This window comes from Alteromonas sp. ABH4_456 (genome assembly GCF_056160645.1).
In genome coordinates this window covers 97399-115369 of the sequence record NZ_JBSWXO010000011.1, presented here as the reverse complement: position 1 = coordinate 115369, position 17971 = coordinate 97399, and the positions used below count along the sequence as shown (strand labels likewise).

13 protein-coding genes are annotated in these 17971 nt (G+C 50.7%); 4 read left to right on the top strand and 9 right to left on the bottom strand.

All coding sequences use genetic code 11. The features are described 5' to 3' along the window. Positions 1-4: 4 nt before the first annotated feature. The 4 genes from ACXAG2_RS16450 to moaB are packed head-to-tail and all read right to left on the bottom strand — an operon-like array spanning position 5 to position 1718. Positions 5-481 (bottom strand): molybdenum cofactor biosynthesis protein MoaE, encoded by a 477-nt coding sequence (locus ACXAG2_RS16450; RefSeq protein WP_474868731.1) that lies wholly within the window; start codon positions 479-481, stop codon positions 5-7. Then, complete coding sequence (gene moaD / locus ACXAG2_RS16445; protein WP_474851860.1) at positions 482-730, bottom strand: molybdopterin converting factor subunit 1; 249 nt, start codon at positions 728-730, stop codon at positions 482-484. Further along, entirely contained in the window at positions 727-1212 is a 486-nt protein-coding gene (moaC, locus tag ACXAG2_RS16440; protein WP_474868729.1) for a cyclic pyranopterin monophosphate synthase MoaC, read from the bottom strand. Before moaC ends, moaD begins: the two co-directional genes overlap by 4 nt. Then, positions 1212-1718 (bottom strand): molybdenum cofactor biosynthesis protein B, encoded by a 507-nt coding sequence (gene moaB, locus ACXAG2_RS16435; protein ID WP_119501003.1) that lies wholly within the window; start codon positions 1716-1718, stop codon positions 1212-1214. The genes moaC and moaB overlap by 1 nt, the downstream gene beginning before the upstream one ends. An 82-nt stretch (positions 1719-1800) precedes the next feature. Between moaB and ACXAG2_RS16430 the strand changes: the two genes are divergently transcribed. Together ACXAG2_RS16430 and ACXAG2_RS16425 are read left to right on the top strand one after the other, a co-directional pair. Beyond that, entirely contained in the window at positions 1801-2556 is a 756-nt protein-coding gene (locus ACXAG2_RS16430) for a HesA/MoeB/ThiF family protein (protein ID WP_474868726.1), read from the top strand. Between the two features lie 10 nt (positions 2557-2566). After that, on the top strand, positions 2567-3691 hold the full coding sequence (locus tag ACXAG2_RS16425; protein WP_474868724.1) for a M14 family metallopeptidase: 1125 nt from the start codon (positions 2567-2569) through the stop codon (positions 3689-3691). Positions 3692-3789: 98 nt separating this feature from the next. On the opposite strand, the gene ACXAG2_RS16420 is transcribed toward ACXAG2_RS16425, so the two are convergent. After that, on the bottom strand, positions 3790-6153 hold the full coding sequence (locus ACXAG2_RS16420) for a zinc-dependent metalloprotease (protein WP_474868809.1): 2364 nt from the start codon (positions 6151-6153) through the stop codon (positions 3790-3792). A 357-nt stretch (positions 6154-6510) separates the two neighbouring features. Between ACXAG2_RS16420 and ACXAG2_RS16415 the strand changes: the two genes are divergently transcribed. Continuing rightward, entirely contained in the window at positions 6511-7551 is a 1041-nt protein-coding gene (locus ACXAG2_RS16415; RefSeq protein ID WP_474868721.1) for a M14 family metallopeptidase, read from the top strand. Positions 7552-7554: 3 nt separating this feature from the next. On the opposite strand, the gene recD is transcribed toward ACXAG2_RS16415, so the two are convergent. The 3 genes from recD to recC are packed head-to-tail and all read right to left on the bottom strand — an operon-like array spanning position 7555 to position 16333. Beyond that, positions 7555-9408, bottom strand: coding sequence for an exodeoxyribonuclease V subunit alpha (gene recD, locus ACXAG2_RS16410; RefSeq protein WP_474868718.1), 1854 nt, complete (start codon positions 9406-9408; stop codon positions 7555-7557). Continuing rightward, positions 9405-13001 carry an exodeoxyribonuclease V subunit beta gene (gene recB, locus ACXAG2_RS16405; protein WP_474868715.1) on the bottom strand — a complete coding sequence of 1199 codons (3597 nt, stop codon included), beginning with the start codon at positions 12999-13001 and terminating at the stop codon, positions 9405-9407. Before recB ends, recD begins: the two co-directional genes overlap by 4 nt. Next, the gene (recC, locus tag ACXAG2_RS16400; RefSeq protein ID WP_474868712.1) at positions 12998-16333 is read right to left on the bottom strand and encodes an exodeoxyribonuclease V subunit gamma; all 3336 of its coding nucleotides are present in this window, start codon (positions 16331-16333) and stop codon (positions 12998-13000) included. The genes recB and recC overlap by 4 nt, the downstream gene beginning before the upstream one ends. A 465-nt stretch (positions 16334-16798) precedes the next feature. Between recC and ACXAG2_RS16395 the strand changes: the two genes are divergently transcribed. Next, positions 16799-17452: a dUTP diphosphatase gene (locus ACXAG2_RS16395; protein WP_474845965.1), complete on the top strand. Its 654-nt coding sequence runs from the start codon at positions 16799-16801 to the stop codon at positions 17450-17452. Between the two features lie 65 nt (positions 17453-17517). Here the strand turns inward: ACXAG2_RS16395 and ACXAG2_RS16390 are convergent, their stop codons facing one another. After that, on the bottom strand, positions 17518-17913 hold the full coding sequence (locus ACXAG2_RS16390) for a hypothetical protein (RefSeq protein ID WP_474868710.1): 396 nt from the start codon (positions 17911-17913) through the stop codon (positions 17518-17520). Positions 17914-17971 lie beyond the last annotated feature (58 nt).

Here is a 17971-nt window from a genome sequence, read left to right as displayed (position 1 = left end):
TTCTTCATAAATTGTCTGATAAACCTTCATTCCTGAGCCACTTCATGGCGGCTTCTTCATCTGATGCCTTTGCGGCAACCCATGCTGTTTTTCCGTCAGCATGTTCTTTCTTCCAAAGCGGCACCGACTTTTTCAGCATATCCATAACGAATTCTGCGCCGTCGAAGGCAGCCTTACGGTGGCTGGCGCTGCAGCCTACCCACACCACCGGCTCGTAATTTCCGATGTAACCGACGCGGTGTACAATACCGGCACTGAGCAATGCAAACCTGGCTGAGGCCTGCTGCAACAACTGTTGCATGGCACTCGCGGTCATCCCCGGGTACTGCTCCAGACTGATACCTTCAATTGCACCGTCAGCGTTATAGTCACGGACCAGGCCAGTGAACGTTACTATTGCACCAGCATTGTGCGATGATTGACGGAGCTTTTCAACATAAGCCGTTTCATCCAGTAAGGCTGTGGTTACTTCAGCAAACATTCAGCCTCCTGTCACCGGCGGGAAAAACGCCACCTCGTCACCATCGTTAACCGCACTGGTTTCATCACCCAGCGACTGATTAACCGCGCAGAGCACCCCGGCAGACAAGGCCTGCTCCCAGGCGGATGACCGGGTTGCAAGATGCGCTTTCAGACCGGCAACGGTAGTGCAGTTTTCCGGCAGGGGAAGAGATAGGTCACTGTCGCCACTGATTTCACGGATCTGCGCAAAGGTTTTTATGGTAATCATGCTTTTTGCTCTGCCTTCCAGTCACCGGTTTTACCGCCCCGCTTTTGTAACACTCTGACGCCTTCTATGCGCATGGCCGGATCCAGCGCTTTGCACATGTCGAACAATGTCAGTAAGGCGATATTCACACCGGTAAGTGCTTCCATTTCCACGCCGGTTTTGCCGCTGACTTTGCAAAAGCAGGTCGTGTGAATGCGGTTTTGTTCAGGCTCAGCGGTAAAGCCGATGTCCACTTTGGTCAGCGGTAACGGGTGGCATAACGGAATTAAATCAGCGCAACGTTTCGCGCCCTGTATACCCGCTACTCTGGCTACGGCATACACATCGCCTTTCATCACTGTTTGCTCTGAAATGGCTGTCATAACGGCATCAGACACATACAGGTAGCCTTCTGCCAGTGCTTCACGCTGAGTTTCCTGCTTGCCGGACACGTCGACCATATTTGCTTCGCCACTGGCATTTAAATGACTGAATCCGCTCATTACAGTTCACCGGTAAGGTGTTTTACAAAGTTACACGGACGGTATTCAGAATCCAGCTGACTGCGAACAATGCCTTCCCAGGCGGTGCGGCAGGCACCGGTGCTGCCCGGCAAACAGAAAATAGCAGTCCGGTTGGCAAACCCGGCAATAGCACGGGACTGAATGGTAGAGGTGCCGATTTCCTGATAACTCAGATGACGGAACAGCTCGCCAAAACCGTCAACGGTTTTATCAAATAAAACAGACAACGCTTCAGGCGTTGAATCTCTGTGGGTAAAGCCGGTACCACCTGTCACCAGAATCGCATGGATAGCAGGGTCGGCAATCCATGCAGACACAATCGCACGCTGAGCATAAATATCATCTTTTACCAGATCCCGCGCAGCCAGCTTATGGCCTGCTGTTTCTACAGCTTCAATGAGGTAAGCGCCGGACGTGTCTGTGTCTGTTGTCCGGGTGTCAGAGATAGTAAGAACGGCGATATTAAGAGATACTGCTGAAGACATGGGTTTTCCTGATAAAATACGGCGGTAAATATACGTGTACGCTTAGTACCGCACCGTCGCTGAAAAGAGATTTTTTACTACTATGCCAGATACTTTAACGCATACTCAAGCTATGCGATACAACCGGCACGTCGTGCTGCCACAGTTTGACCTGGAAGGTCAGGAAAAACTGCTCAACAGCCAAGTATTAATCCTTGGCGCCGGAGGCCTGGGTAATACGGTTGCCCAACTCATGTGCACCGGCGGCGCGGGAACAATCACACTGGCCGACGATGACAAAGTGGAAGCACACAATCTCCCCCGACAAATTCTGTTTACGCCAGAAGATTGCGGTAAATTAAAAACAGAAGCGGCCCGGCAACGTTTACTTGCACTCGTGCCGGAATGTGTCATTCATTGTGTATCCGAAAGGCCGGATGATAACCTGCTGAGCCGTCTGGTAGAAAGCCATGACATAGTTATTGACTGCACAGACAATCTTGCCAGCAGAAAGCAAATCAATGCAATCAGTTACCGCCTTGGTAAACCCCTTGTCAGCGGTGCTGCCATCCGGTTTGAAGGTCAGCTTTTTGTCAGCATTCCCGGCAGCAGTAAAGCCTGCTATCAATGTGTGGAAAAACGCTTCAGTATGACGGAGCTGAGTTGTAACGAAGCAGGTATTCTTTCTCCGGTAGTCAGTATTACCGGTGCCTGCCAGGCGCAACTTGCCATGCAGGTACTGACCGGTTTTGGTACATTACCCGCCGGTGAACTTCACCTTTTTGACGGCCTCACTTTTCAATGGCAAAAATTTACCGTACCACCGCTGCCAGACTGTGACATTTGTCAGCCAAAATAAAAGAGATATTATGACAATAATGACGAAAAACCACATGGTGGTTGCCCAGAATGCTTCAGGCCGCAGCATGAATGTGCCTGTTTACCGTTTCAAGGGAGAAAAACCCGGTCCTGTAGTCTATATCCAGAGCTCTATCCATGGCGCTGAAGTTCAGGGCAACGTGGTGATATATCAGCTAATTCAGGCACTGAAAGATCAGCAGATTGCCGGTGAAATCATTCTCGTCCCGAACTGTAATCCCATTGGCACCAACATCAAAGCCGGTGAATACACCCTGGGGCGCTTTGACCCGGTCAACGGCACAAACTGGAACCGCGGCTATTTTTATGATGAAGAAAAAGTCCTGGCGTTTGCAGAAACAGTGCAGGACAATGACGATATAGCCACTATCCGCAACGACTTCCGTCATTACTGGGCAGAATGTATTGCCGAAAAGCTGGCTTCGCCCTGGGGACTCGGGCTGGCTCAACAACTTAATCTGAAGTTACAGCAACTGGCTGTGAATGCTGATTATGTGCTGGACTTACACAACGGACCGGTATCCACAAGACACATTTATATTCCTGAATATGCCAGAGACGCGGCCTACCAGTTTAACTTTCCTCACTGTATTTTTATTCCTAACAAATTTGCCGGTGCACTGGATGAAGCCACGTTCTGTCCCTGGTGGACACTGGAGGATGCACTGACAACAAGGTTCGGCCGGCCTTTCGCATTCGGCGTGGAAGGGTTCACCCTTGAAATGGGTAGTCAGGAAGTGATTCAGTTCTCTGAAGGAAAAGTGGATGCGCTGAGTATTCTGACTTACCTGACACAAAAAGACGTGTTACCGGCATCTACGCTGGAGCCAGCCGTGATGAACCGGATCGGCGTGGCACTGAGAGACTACAAAACATTGTTCACCCAGTGGGGCGGTATGGTGGAGTACTGCGTTAAACCCGGTCAGAAAGTCACACGGGGCGACACGATGGCGAGGGTCCTCAACATTGATGAACTCGATACAGAGGCCGGCTGTTTTACCCTGGAAGCCCCCTGCGATTTAATTCCCATGCTTCATTTTCCGTCCGCATCGGTGCTCAGCGGCACCCAGTTATTTAAGGTATTTACAAACTATACCTACCTGACTACAGCCTGAGCAGAAAAAGGACACAAATAAAAACGGCGCATGATGCGCCGTTTTTTTATACCGTAATACACCGGTGATTCAGCAGACAAACTGCCTGCTGACACCGCTTAAATGGGTGAACCAGGTGGCAGAGGTTTAGGTTCGAATGCCCCCGGCCAGCTGCCTGTTTCAAAGTATACGCCGAGTTGTTTATGTAACAGCTCAGAGCCCGGCAATTTACTTTTATCATCCAGCCACTCGTCAAGCTCCATAAGCGCATCATTCAGCGCCAGTTTCGCTTCCGGCGCCAGCTCATCTGCCGTTGCCGCTTTTATAACAGCGTTCAGCGCCACCATGCGTAATCTGGCATTCAGACCATAATCAGCCTGCTTTTTGTCATACCAGTGCATAGCAAAAATACGGCCGGCAATTTCTGCCACGTCAGGGATCCCTTTCGACTGGCTGGCCTGCCAGGAGACACGGTTCAGGCGTTCAGGATGCAGTAACAGGCTGTAACTGAAGTTGGCTGCGGCTTCTGCGGCACTGACAGGGTCGAATGCCAGTCCCATACGGCTTTTGAATTGCTCACGGGTAATATCATCGCCGAATGCCGTTGGCGGGATAAGGGCAAGCACTTCATCCGGTAAGCGCAGGAAAGCCGGTGACGTCGCTTCAAGCAATTGTTTCAGTGCCCGCTTCTGACGCTCTGCAGCAACAAAACTCACACCTTTTGGTTTGCTGTAATCACCTTTGCGCTCATATTCATAATTCAGGCCGCCAATCTGCTTGGAAACCGCTTCCAGCTGATAACGGTGAGACAGATAAACCGGCACAAGTACGTCTTCAAGAGACGACAAACTGGCATTATCAGGGATAGAATTCATTCCAAAGTTTTTCAGCGCCAGACTACGAATACCGGCCATTTCATCAAAGGCATCCAGCGGATCATTGCCGTTGTCCCACATATGACCATTACTTGAAGGGTGATAAGCAGAACGGGTGTCCCAGTCGGTTTTAAATTCGAGACCCTTTTCACGGTCCGATTCAATTAATGCAGCCAGTCCGGCAGCTTCAGCTTCCGCAGAAGCATAGTCCTGGTAGCCGTAAGCAATCGTGTGGAAGTCCCACTTGCCCATACCGGTATCATACGCGTCATCCAGCACGATTTTGTCGTTCTTAACGCTGATAAGGGGATGAGGATAATCCATCACAGACTCGCGGCCGTCTTCACTGGCAGCAAAATTATGCGACAAGCCCAGTGTGTGTCCCACTTCGTGAGCTGACAACTGACGGATACGGGCCAGCGCCATCTCTTTCTGGGCATCTGTTGTCTGCTCACCGTCAAACGGGCTGGTCATACCCAGAGCAATCAGAAAATCCTGACGGACGCGCAAAGAGCCAAGGGTCACATTGCCTTTAATGATTTCACCGGTACGGGGATCTTTCACTGAATAACCGTATGACCAGCCACGGGTTGCACGGTGAACCCAGTTAATCATGTTGTAACGGATGTCCATAGGATCGGCACCTTCAGGCAGTACTTTTACCTGGAAAGCATCTTTATAGCCGATAGCTTCATAAGCCTGATTCCACCAGCTTGCACCTTCTTTAAGCGCACTCATTACCGGTTCCGGAATACCCGGATCAAGGTAATAGATAATAGGTTCTACCGGCTCGCTCATCTCTGCATCAATGTCTTTCTTTTGCAGACGGTGACGGGCTATATATTTTACTTCAGTAGGTTCAGTAATATCCGTGGCGTAGTCGTAATAATATTGCTTACCGTACCCAGCAAAAGGATGATATGCCCGCGGCGTATAACCCGGTTCAGGTAACTCTACGAACGAGTGATGCAAATGCACAGTGATACTTTCCGCACTCGGGGTAACCTGCTTTACATACTCACCGGGATTGCTACCTGCAAAAGTAACAATAGACTCCAGCTCCGTATTTTTTGGAAAACCTTTACTGCGTGGAAGAAAAACGGCACTGCGTGACGGGTCAGGTTTATAACTGCCCTGCTTCGCACGGGTAAGACGGTTTGATATACCGTGCACGTCACTGAGCAGATACGCCGTATAATCAATCAGGACGTTGTCACCGTTCTCTGCGACTGCGGTAAAACCCGCCAGCACAGAGTCTGCAAAGGCTTCATCAATACTGGCCAGTTCGGCAGCATTATCTGAGACTGAACGGTAACGGGTGTTCAGCTCTTTCATCAGCACTTTGTTACCGTGACGTTCAAACACTATCAGGTGAGCCAGGCCAAGCTGACCACGATCCAGACCAATATCATTAGAACCTACACCCTGTGGCAGACTGGTCTGCAACAGCATTTGGGTATCAGGCTTATTAACCAGCAGATAAATTTTGTCTGAGCCGTCATCGTAATAGAATGGCAGGTAGCCATCACTGCGGGTCATATCCTTCGTAAAGTCAGATACCGACGGCAGTGCAGCCCACAGATTACTGCTGACAAGCAGCAGCAACATCGAGAGGGATTTGCGCAAAGTGAGTTCTCCAAATTATAAGTTCAACAAGTATCGTGTCTGAACGTCTGCGACAGGCAGAAAAGCCTGCGCGAATTTATATTTATTATGTTTTAGTGAACGGGAAGTTCCGTTTCCTACCCTACCCTGATTATTTCGCAAGGTGCAAGATCACACGCTGAATAATGCTGGTTTTGCGATTAAATTCTCCCGCCTTTACCACGAATGTCGGGTGGAATTTCTTCCGGACGGTGGCCATTTCTGTAGAAATCCTTCCTCTTGATCTGCGTCAACGCATAAAAACCACGGGCAACTATGCTTTCTGTGAATAACGGATCTCATGGCGATACAGGAATAATTATGACGGCGGCATTCCGGAAAACCGATACTGATCAGGACGGCTTCTATCACTTTTATGATGTGGATACCGCACTGCTCCCCGCCTCTGCAACAGATTTCATAACTCAATTGCCCGGCCCGTCAGTACTGCACATCAAAGGGAAGGAAAAAAAGGGGAAAGAAACACCCTGCAGAGTAATTACCAGCCTGCTGCACGGAGACAACAGCAACAGTTTACGAACATTACTGGCTACCATGATTCATGGCGGCGAACCTGCCACGGACATGAAAATTGTGATTATCTCGGTAGAAGCAGCGAAACTGCTTCCTCAATTCAGTCATCCGTTTTTACCGGGTCAGCGGGATCTCAACCGCTGCTTTCGCGACCCTTTCATCTGCCAGCCCGGACATCCCGCTAATACACTGCTTAACCAGATTGAAAAATGGCAACCCGGTGCGCTGGTCGATATCCACGACTCCTGCGTGCTCACAGAAACCTTTGCCATTTCGGCGACAGAAAACAGAGATACCTGTGCTCTGACGTCTTTTTTCTCCGGCAATCTGCTCTGGTCTCCCCTCAAGACCGGTGCGATTACGGATTTATCTGCAGATTATCCCCTCATTTCTGTTTATGCACCGGCGGAATATACCGGTCTTCAGCGTAGTCAGTTATACAAAGGCCTGATGCATTTCTGGCATACCGAATCAATCCATCCCCGTCAGCTGGTTAACATACTTAAACAGCCGCGAAGACTAGAACTGCGAAGAAGTGCGGCGCTGACGTATTCAGATAAACCGGTGTTCGGCGTCAATTGCACGTTGCGGCAGGACATATCCGGTTTGAGTTTTACACAGGTCAATCCCGGCGATGTACTCGGATGGGTGGACCATCATAAACTCAGCCATTTCCGCATCGCCGGAAGAAGCCCCAGAGAAGCAGTCAGCACCTGGTTCTGTGCTGACGACCATTGTCTTACCGTGACCATGCCCATGATGCTCATTGTAGTAAACCGGCTGGCAGAAACGGCCAAATCAGATTGCCTGTTTTATTTTCAGGTTTGATGTTCAGCTGTGATGCCAGTTTTCTTCAATGCACACCTGTAAGCCGGAGAAACGGGTAGCCCGCTGAGCGATAATCTCTTTGATCCGCTGAGTGTGACCTATCATCACACACCCTTTTTTCGCTCTGGTCAGTCCGGTATATAACAGTTCGCGGGTAAACAAGCTGGCTGCTTTACCGCTTGCTTCCGGCAACCACATTACCACCCGCTGAAACTCCGAGCCCTGTGATTTGTGTATGGTCATGGCGTACACCGTTTCTACTGCAGGTAACCGGGATAAACTCACCGCCCTTAACGCACCCTGGTCGTCAGTAAACCATGCTTTCAGTTGTTTATTGTCATCCGGCCAGATCACGCCCGTATCACCATTAAACAATCGCTGTGTGTAGTCATTTTCCATGACCATCACCGGCCTTCCTGTATAGTGGATGTCTCGGCCATTCAGCTTACCGGGCTGTAAAATGCGCTCTATAGACGCATTCAGTTCGCTGACACTTTCTTTGCCGTTGCGCACCGGCGTCAGCCACCGGCATTGCCCCATAGCAGCCAGTGCAGAAGCCGGTGATGTTGCCTGCTGCAATGGTGCGAAGCTGTCTTTTACCAGTTTGGTGAAATCCGTGTTTTCAGGTGGCGGCATGAGCACCACATCTTCCAGGCTCAACAAACCGGTTACCGGCTCACTGACCCGGGTCAGCCGTGCCAGCATGTCATCGCTGTTACCGGTTCTGACCGCCACTGCAATTTCTGCCAGTTTACCGCTGTAACGCTGACTGACTTTCAGAGAAAACACGGTAGTAAGCTGTTCATCGTCGGTGGCAAGACCGGGTAAATGCGGACACAATTTATGTACATGTGCAGCAAGCTCAGCAGGCACAGTAAGATGACGGTCGTCATCATTGCCAGCCAGCGCTTCAAGCACATTGCCCGACTCAACGGAAGGTAACTGATTGGCATCGCCCACCAGATACACCCTGGCGTCATCCGGTAAGGCACGGAAAACCCGCGCCATCAGGGCAAGATCTACCATTGAAGCCTCATCGATAATGAGTACGTCACACTGCACCGGATTATCGGAATGATGCCGCGGTCTGACCCGGTTTGGCCGGATTCCCAGTAACCGGTGCAAGGTGCTGGCCTGTGTGACTATGCGCGCTTTAAGTGGCTCAATATCTGCGCCGGTAATGCCATTCAGGCTGTCACTCACTGACTCTGTTAAACGTTGAGCCGCTTTTCCGGTAGGCGCCGCCAGTTTAATGTTCAGCGCTTTTTCCGACGATGCCTGCAATGCCAGCAGTAAACGGGCTACGGTGTAAGTTTTTCCTGTCCCGGGGCCACCGTTGATTACTGCAAATTCCCGTGTCAGTGCACAGGCAACCGCGATCTGCTGCCAGTCCTGTTCCAGAACCGGCGTCACCGGAAACAGATGCCGCCAGATCTTTTGCAACCGCGTATAGTCTTCATCAGTAAATTGTCTGGCGTGGAGTCGCTGCACGACACCTTTTGAGACAACTTGTTCAAAGTCGTGGTAGCGGGCGGTATAGAGCTTGCCTCTGTGATAAACCATCTGTTGCGGATCTTCAAAGGTATCAGCCAAAGTTCTTGCCAGCCTGATAAGGGATGTCAGTTCCGCAAACGTTACCCCGTCACATTCCTGTTCCTTATCATCAAACAATTGCTTTCCGGCAATTTCTGCCAGAGGCAGACAGGTATGTCCCTGACGCAAGTGCCATGACAATGCCACCAGCAAATGAAACGCCTCAGTGCGGATTGATGCATCCACTGCCTGCGCATAATGGCGGGCAAAATAATAATCGATGGATTCGATACCAGCGTAGGTTTTCATTGCAGGTATTGTCATAACGCGACCTCCCGGTTTTCACCTTTGAAGGCCGCATCCAGTGCGAGAATGAGTTCAGCCGCAAGGGGCGTATAGAACACGCCTTCACTACCCCTGTTGTCAGGATGCATGCCGCGTACATAAAGATAAAACACCCCGCCAAGGTGGCGGTGAATGTCATAATCCGGTTTACTGACCGTCAGAAACCGGTGCAATGCCAGTGCATACAATAAATATTGCAGGTCGTACAAATGGTGCTGATTATTGTGCGCCAGCGCATTGAAAGAATAACCGGTGAACGCATCGCCCAGATGGGTGGACTTATAATCCGCCACATAAAAACGGCCGTCATGCTCAAAAATCAAATCGATGAAACCGTGCATCATACCTTCCAGCATGGGACGGGATAACTTAGGTACTGCCAGCGCGTTATCACCGTTTACTGCGCTGCGGTGCACAGTAAGAATACGGCTGACCGACCACCAGTTAGCTTTCTCTACCGGAAAATAAAATTCTGCCTCCCGCAGTGTGACAGACAGCGGCAAACTGTTGAGGGGAACGCGTAGTCCCGCGGCGCACAGCGGCGTGGCGAGCACTTCGTCCATCCAACGGCTGAGCGCACTGAAATCGTCATCACTCAGGCTCAGGCGATTGGCGAGACTGCGATGGGACTGCCAGTCGGGCGCAGTAAAATCTGTCACTTCCAGTAAATCGTGCAGCAAGTTCCCGGCCGTTGCCCCTTTTTCAAGGGTAAAACGGATGGGTAATTCACCTGCTACAGGCTCGCTTCCCGGCACTGCAAGGTCGGTTTCTTCGTCACGGGCAGTCTGTTTAACCGCAATCTGCTGTCTGGTCAGCGCGGTAAAAGAATATAAACGCCATGCATCTTCAACGGAGCCTCTGAACTGGCTGAGTGCCAGTGGTGCTTCACTGGCTTGTGCGGAAACAGTGTGGCCGGAATGAGGCTCTGCAGGTAAATCAGCGGCCTGCAAATAGCGGGTATGCCCGCCATTCTCCTGCTCCACTTTGTTTACCGGCAAATACCAGCTTTCCCCGTCTTTCACATCAGCGGCTTTACCCAGCGCTGAGCGCTCATTATTTTTATAAGGGGCTACGCCTAAGTAACACCGGTGTGCCGCACGGGTAATGGCCACATACAATAAGCGCATGGCTTCCGCTTCACCTTCATCACGGACCTGTGCTGCCACTTCCTCAGTGGCCCCGAGTTGCAGGGTCTGCTTTCCGGTCTCGCTGTTGTAGTATTTATAAATTGTCAGATCCTGGGTGCCCTGCTTTACCGGGTCGCGGTAGCGGCTGGCAAAAGGTACAAAAACCACCGGATATTCCAGTCCTTTAGAACCGTGCTGAGTAATGATTTGAATCAGCCGAGCATCGCTCTCAAGGCGCTGGATTTGTTCCTCACCATACTGAGGATCATGAACCTGACGGTGTAACCATTGCAGTAGCTGCTCTGGCTGCAATGTAGCCGACGCCTGTTGTTCCAGCACTTCCGCCAGATGCATATAGTTGGTCAGTTGCCGTTCAGTATCCCTGCCAGTGACCCGGAACCTGCGCCGCAGCAAATTCAGTACCACGGCCATACAACCCTGCTTCAACCATATCTGGCGAAGTGTGCCCACTTCTGCCATGCAGTCTTCCCACAGGTCGTCGTCTTCATCATGAAGCATGGCAACGAGCTCTTCATGGGGATACCCCATCAGCGGACTGGCAAGGGCAGCAGAAAGACGCCGTATTTGCTCACTATGCCATATGCCGTCGAGTACACGGTATAAATCTGCAGCTTCTGCCGATGCGAACAAAGAGGTACTGGTGCTGAGATAAACCGAACCCAGCCCGACCTGCCGCAATGCCTTTTTGACCAGCTCGGCTTCCGGCCCGGAGCGGACGAGAATGGCGATATCAGCAGGCTGTAAAGCTGTATCTCCCAACATTGCCTCAGACAGCAAGCGTTGAATCTCATGACTCATCCAGTTAGCCAGTTGCAGGGACAACGTATTGGCATTGGCCGGCGTGTCTTCTTCAGCTTCCAGTACCACATAATTCAGTGCGGCACGCTCAGCAGGATCGCTCAGGGGATGTTTCGCGGCTTTGGCATGCTCAGTCGATTTTACCGGCTCGTACCGGATACCGTAACCAAAGACATCACGGGCTTGCGCTTCGACAGGCGCACCGTAAAAGAGACGGTTATACGCATCAACCATGGGCGCAACAGAACGCCAGTTTGTGTCCATCACCCACCGGTAATCCGCCTGACGGCCAGCTTCCAGATAAGTGAAAATATCCCCGCCCCTGAAGCCGTAAATCGCCTGTTTAGGATCGCCAATCATCATCAGGGTCAAATCATCGCTGCCGGAAGGATAAACCGCAGATAAAATGCTGTACTGGCTGTCGTCGGTATCCTGAAATTCATCAATCAGTGCCACCGGATATAACGCCCGCAGCGCTTTTTTCAGCGTGTCATCGCCACCTTTCACCTTCTGCGCCAGCAGACGGATCAGGTCGTCAAAATCGACAATGCCCAACCTGCGTTTTGCAGTAGCTACATGCTGCCGTATCCATGCAAAGCCTTCACAGACCAGTTTATACAGCGGTTGTTGCTGTTCATTTTTTTGTTTTGCCGCGTCCAGCTGCGCCAGCTCTTTTTCCAGGGTATTGATGAAATCTTTAACCGACTCCAGGACCGCCTTCACCTCTTTCTGTCTGGCATACCTGGTGCCTTTGACAAATTCTTTCGCCGCTTTATCAGGAGCACTAATCCGCTTCGCTTCCAGCCAGTTCAGCAACACTTCCCACTCTGCTGACCGCTCATCCCGCTCACTGTCTTTTCTACTTAAAATCAGTTTCTCGCTGATGAGTGCTTCATGGATTTTCAGTTCGCTGTATAAATCATGAAACGTGTGCTGAAAGCGTACTTTCAGGTTGTACAGTCCTTTTTCGTACTGGCGCAGAACAGATTTATCATCGCAGTATTCCGGTTCCAGCTCACTCTTAATAGCCTGATTAAACTCAGCGATAAACTGCCTGGGCACATGCCAGCCCGCTTCTGCGAGCAACGCATATTGCTGCGGTTGCAATGCCATAATCCGTATCCAGTCTGCTGCCGCTTCTTCCCAGAGCGCCTGTGTATCCGTTTCAAGCGTCAGAGACATGGGCGAGCCGCTGGCAAACGCCAGTTGGGACAACACGTGATTACAAAAGCCATGAATGGTAAATACCGCAGCTTCATCCAGTTCCAGCAATGCCGCTTCCAGCTTTGCCAGCCCCGGCTCACCCGGAGCAACAGCATACAGCGCGTGAAATACCGGATCGGCGCTGTCCGGTAACGATGATTGAGAAGCCGCATGCCGCCACAAATCAACAGCTTCACGAAGAGTTTCAGCTATCCGTCCTTTAATTTCTTCTGTGGCCGCTTTGGTAAACGTCATGACCAGGATCTGTTGCACGGTAAAGTTTTTTTCCAGCAACAGCCGGAGATAAATACGGGTGATATTGAAGGTTTTACCGGTTCCGGCACTGGCTTCAATTAAGTGCCGGCCGCGAAGGGGCATGGCAATAACATCAAGGGGGGAAGATTGCACGGAAGATTCACTCACGAGACTTTTCCATCTTTCTGATTTAACAACAGCGGCACGAAAAACCGCTCTGCGGCTTCACAGGGAAATTGATCCGGTAGCAAGCCTTGCGGGAAGAACCAGCGCACATACGGGTCGTCGTTGATGCTTGCCTGCATAAAACCGCTGTCCAGTGCGTTCTCCCAGGTTTTTAAGCCCTCAGGCGACGACAACCATTGTGATAGCGGGATTTGTGGCTTTTCTTTTTTCCGGCCACCGGTATATTTTTTCGTCAGTTCTACTGCCAGCCCGGCAAAACAGGGCACCGGTTCGCTTAATATCTGCCTGTACAATGCACCAATTTCTTCAAGACGTTGCTGAGCTTCTTCCATCATGACAGGGTGCCATGTCGCCTGCCTGAGCTCTGCCTGTCCCTTTGCCCATTTCAGGTAAAAAACCTGCAGGGGCATATCATTCCCGTTTGCGTTAAAACATAACAACGTCAGGTACTGAGCCATCATCCTTTTAGCGTTCTGCGAACCGTAATGCAGCATTTTAAGGCCGTCGCTGCCAAGCCAGGCACCGGCTTCTAACTGTAATTCCCCAAGATCAGCACTGACATGGTTCTGCTCTGCCATATGCAAACCCAGGCTTGAAGATAATTGTGCGCCTGCCTGTTCCCAGCTTTCCATCAGTGCAGGTGTCAGCGGGGTATCAGGAAAGTCACCGCTTTTTTGTAACGTTTCTCTCACCAGTGTCTTATCCTGCTGGTGAATACCCGCCTCCGTAAAGGCCCTTAACGCATTAAACCGCAGCAGATTGTTTTCACTGAAGGGCTCCTCATCGGCGAGCAAAGGTTCAGCCTGTTCCAGCCGGACACCCAGCCTCTGACCGGCAAATGCCCGCAGCGGGTTGTCGAAAACGCCTGCTATATCGTCTGTGCTGATAACAGCCTGTGGCAACGGGGCAGAAGTAGCAGCAAACTCACCCTGACTTCCGTCAGGTACAGTCGTTACCGCACCGGCCAGACGGAACCAGCCGCTTTCAAACGATGGCATATCACCGGCAAAGTTGGCGGGACTGAACGGATGTAAAGGTAACTGCCGGACACAGGATGGCTTAAATTCATACCCGCTGCTGAGAACCGCAAGTAATTCTGATAACACCAGGCTCGGCTGACGTTCTGTATTGTCTTTTCCCCGCCGTCCCTGATAACTCAGATACAAGTATTCACGGGCAGAGATTAATGCTTCCAGAAACAGATAGCGATCTTCCAGACGTCTTGAACGGTCACCGGTTTTACGGGGCGTCTTTGCCATTAAATCGATGCTGAGCGGCGCTGATTGACGGGGAAATTCACCGTCATTAAGGCCAAGAATACACACCACTTTGAAAGGGATGCTGCGCATAGGCAACATGGAACAAAAGGTTACCTGACCAGTGAGGAAGTGGTTAGCCGCATCCGGCGTAGTGAATTTTTTCACCAGCACCGCACGGATTTGACTCAGTGTAAGTTCATCACTGAAACCGGCCTGCTCACAATGGGTTACCAGATCAGCAGTGGCTTTGGATATTGCTTCCCAGCCGGGCATATCTTCCGGTGTAGCTTCAAAACATTCTGCTTTCATCTCATTGAGATAATCATGCCAGTCTTCAGCATTTCGCGGCGCTTTTAATTCTGAGGCAAATAAGGAAAGCGCTTCAAGTAAATGGATCAGCTTACCCAGCAATACTGTACTCTGCCCTTCCACATCAGGAATAGTCAGAATATCGCCGGCTATTAACGGTGAGTCCTTCATAGTCATGCCGGTGAGCAAACGTCGCAACCCCCAGGCCCAGGTAAAGGTCTCAGCCGCTTCCTTATCAAGTAAGGCAGATTTGTGCGCTGCATTTCGACCCCAGTGCACATGTGCCTGATGCAACCATTCGCTCATCATATCGATGTCTTCAGAGGTAAGCCGGAACTTTCGCTGAACCGGTTCAAGACGCAGATAATCAATGATCTGACTAACCTCAAAGCGACTGTCAGGCAAACTGAGTAACCGTACAAAAGCGGCGATCATAGGTTCAGCATCAAGGGGAGCACGGTCTGCGATGGAGCACGGGATACGGGGCGGTTCAGTATCGCCCGGTGACGGCGTGCCTACGCGGTGAAAAACCGCTTCCACAAATGGGGCATATTCTTCAATTGCGGGACACATCACTACAATATCAGAGGGTTTTAACGGGGTTTCACCGTCAGCACCAGCGGTATTCATTAACGTCAGCAGGTAATCGTGCAGTGCCTGAACTTCCCGCAGCGCCGTATGGGCACTTACAACAGTAATGCTGTTGTCTTCGCTGTTAAAACCGGAACGGGCTTCAGGAGCACAGGCGTGTAAAATATCTTCCTGCATAGCATGCAGGCGCCGGCCGGCCAGCTCTTCTGTCACCACGGGGTCGGTGTCGAATGCGCTGACTTCATAGCTTTCAAGGGGGGTAAGCAGGTTAAACAAATCACGCCCCTGCTGACCCAGATTACCTAACAGGGGGTTGTCCTGCCGGGCTTCCTGCCATTGGGCCAGGCCGGACTCCCGTAACAGTTTCGCCTGCTCTTTGTTACTTTTTACCTCGCCCCAGTAATTCACACTGGGATTAAGGTGAAACACATGGATATGTGTGTGCACAGCCAGTGCATCGAGAAATTGCACCAGTTGCGGAGCCATGGTGTTAATGGCAAAAACAATGATATTTTCCGGTAAGGACAGTTCGCTGCCCCGTTCTGCCAGTGCTTGCATCGCATCGACATGAAGCCGGGCCGGATGATCGCGGTTCTCTTTTACCAGCGCGCGCCATATAACAGCCTGCCAGACTTCATCGCTGTTACCAGTGTCTGCGCCCTTCCCATCTTCCCAGGCGAACAGCCACTGAGGCCGGAATAACAGGTATTGTTCGTATACGTCTGCCAACGCCGTGGCAAATTGAAGGCGCTGTACACTGGCTTCCTCTTCATTACTGCACTGCTGCCAGTAACGGTTTACCGCTTCAGCCTCCGGCAATTCACAGAATGCAGCGCTGCGGATGATGGCGTCAATCCGCCATACCAGCACTTCCCGCCGGAACGGCGACTGCTTCGGCACCCGTTCTTCCCCGAGTATTTTACGTGCGGTATCCCACATGAACCTGACCGGCAAAGGGAATGACAGGTTCATCGCCACGGAACGGTCCTGAGCCAGTGACATGTTCAGCCAGTGTTGCATACCGGGGCTTTCAACCAGAATCGTTTGCGGTGTGAACAGAGTGGCCGTGTCTTCCGACTGGCTCTGTTGGCTAAGCAACGCTGACAATAAAAAACTGAGATGTTCGAGCTTGTTTGAGGGATAAAGGGCTAGCAATGATCACCTGAATTCACGCGTTTTTTTCCATGTTACGGGATAACGTGAGAATGAGCCAGCAGCAAAAAACAGACTAAAGTTCAATAAATAAACGGTTGGCTAAAAAATGGCCTTGAGGTAGAATTATGCGGATAAAAAAACCCATACAGACCTCAGGACACGAAAAATCTGTATGGGCAAGGTTACGGGCTCACTCGTGACAACCGGTTCGCGGCGTTGCCTGGCACCGGAAAAGGTTAACGCCAGGAGAAAGCACAGATAACACTTTAGATAAGGCACTATGCGTGCCAGAAAACAATAATCTATAAAATTCAAAAGCTTAGCCATAACCCCATCAAAAAACTGCGAAAGCAGTTTTTTTGTTTTGGTGCAAACGCACCAAGACAAGGCAACTTGCCAGTGCTTTTCTCCCGTATGCTGTTCCTATACAATTCTGTCATCCTGACAATCGTTATGAAGAAAAACATGTTAAGCCAACAACAACTCGCCACCATGCTCTCGCTGCAAAATAAAATGAACACCAAAGTGAACCCTCAGTGGTTAACCGCCGGATATGGTTACCTGCGTGCCGCGATGGTGGAATCGGTAGAGGCTATTGAGCACCACGGCTGGAAGTGGTGGAAAGCACAACAGAAAGATTTACCTCAGTTACAGATGGAGCTGGTAGATATCTGGCACTTTGCCCTGTCTGCAAGCATTATTGATTATCAGGGTGATGTGCAGGCAACCGCTGATGCACTGGCGGCACAACTTGCACAGACTTCAGTGCAAGTGCAGTTTGACGGCACAGATTATCACCCGGAGCAGCAATCACTGCTGGATAACCTGGAACTGATGGCCGGCCTTTGTGCGGCAAAACGTTTCAGTGTGCCATTGTTTATGCATATCGCCGGTCAAAGCGAAATGAGTAGTGATGAGTTGTTTCGCCAGTATGTGGGTAAGAATGTGCTGAACTTTTTCCGTCAGGACAATGGTTATAAAGCCGGAACCTATATTAAAGAGTGGCAAGGCCGGGAAGATAATGAACACCTTGTGGAAGTATTAGCGGCGCTTGATATCAACCACGAAGGCTACGCTGATCAGGTTTACGCAGGACTGGCAGAACGCTATCCTGCCTGAGAATAAATCATAGTAAAAAGCTCACTTCTTAGTGAGCTTTCTACTTTTTTATCCGGGCTGAGAGGCTATTCAATCAGACCCCTGGCCTTTGCCATAGATTCAGCTTCTTTGCATGAAGCGGGTTCATTTAAGTCTTCAAACTCACTGCAGTCAACATCAAGCATCTCATTAAGACACTCTGTACTTTTCTCCACTATGTCTTCGTGCGCAGCAAATTTCTCTTCGAACATTTCAGGTACATATTGCTGACACATCTGGTCGGCCATACCTTCTACCATCCCGCGCATTTGAGGGGGAACTTCGCCGTCCATTTCTTTTTCCATTTCCAGCGATATACACACTTTCAGCTTGTCGCAGAACGCACCGGCAGCTTTCATGTAGTCAGCAACGTCAGCGTGTGCTGAAGCAGATAAGGCCAGTGAAGCGAATACTATTGTGGCGGGTAATACATTCATTTTCATAAGCGTTCCTTTGCATGCCGGGCCCCGGCGACCCGGAGAGTTTCAATAGTAACAGAGA

What these genes read in the sequence shown, in the direction of transcription:
- ACXAG2_RS16450 (WP_474868731.1), bottom strand. Translation starts at nt 481, where the DNA reads ATGTTTGCTGAAGTAACCACAGCCTTACTGGATGAAACGGCTTATGTT.
- moaD (WP_474851860.1), bottom strand. Translation starts at nt 730, where the DNA reads ATGATTACCATAAAAACCTTTGCGCAGATCCGTGAAATCAGTGGCGAC.
- moaC (WP_474868729.1), bottom strand. Translation starts at nt 1,212, where the DNA reads ATGAGCGGATTCAGTCATTTAAATGCCAGTGGCGAAGCAAATATGGTC.
- moaB (WP_119501003.1), bottom strand. Translation starts at nt 1,718, where the DNA reads ATGTCTTCAGCAGTATCTCTTAATATCGCCGTTCTTACTATCTCTGAC.
- ACXAG2_RS16430 (WP_474868726.1), top strand. Translation starts at nt 1,801, where the DNA reads ATGCCAGATACTTTAACGCATACTCAAGCTATGCGATACAACCGGCAC.
- ACXAG2_RS16425 (WP_474868724.1), top strand. Translation starts at nt 2,567, where the DNA reads ATGACAATAATGACGAAAAACCACATGGTGGTTGCCCAGAATGCTTCA.
- ACXAG2_RS16420 (WP_474868809.1), bottom strand. Translation starts at nt 6,153, where the DNA reads ATGTTGCTGCTGCTTGTCAGCAGTAATCTGTGGGCTGCACTGCCGTCG.
- ACXAG2_RS16415 (WP_474868721.1), top strand. Translation starts at nt 6,511, where the DNA reads ATGACGGCGGCATTCCGGAAAACCGATACTGATCAGGACGGCTTCTAT.
- recD (WP_474868718.1), bottom strand. Translation starts at nt 9,408, where the DNA reads ATGACAATACCTGCAATGAAAACCTACGCTGGTATCGAATCCATCGAT.
- ACXAG2_RS16395 (WP_474845965.1), top strand. Translation starts at nt 16,799, where the DNA reads ATGTTAAGCCAACAACAACTCGCCACCATGCTCTCGCTGCAAAATAAA.
- ACXAG2_RS16390 (WP_474868710.1), bottom strand. Translation starts at nt 17,913, where the DNA reads ATGAAAATGAATGTATTACCCGCCACAATAGTATTCGCTTCACTGGCC.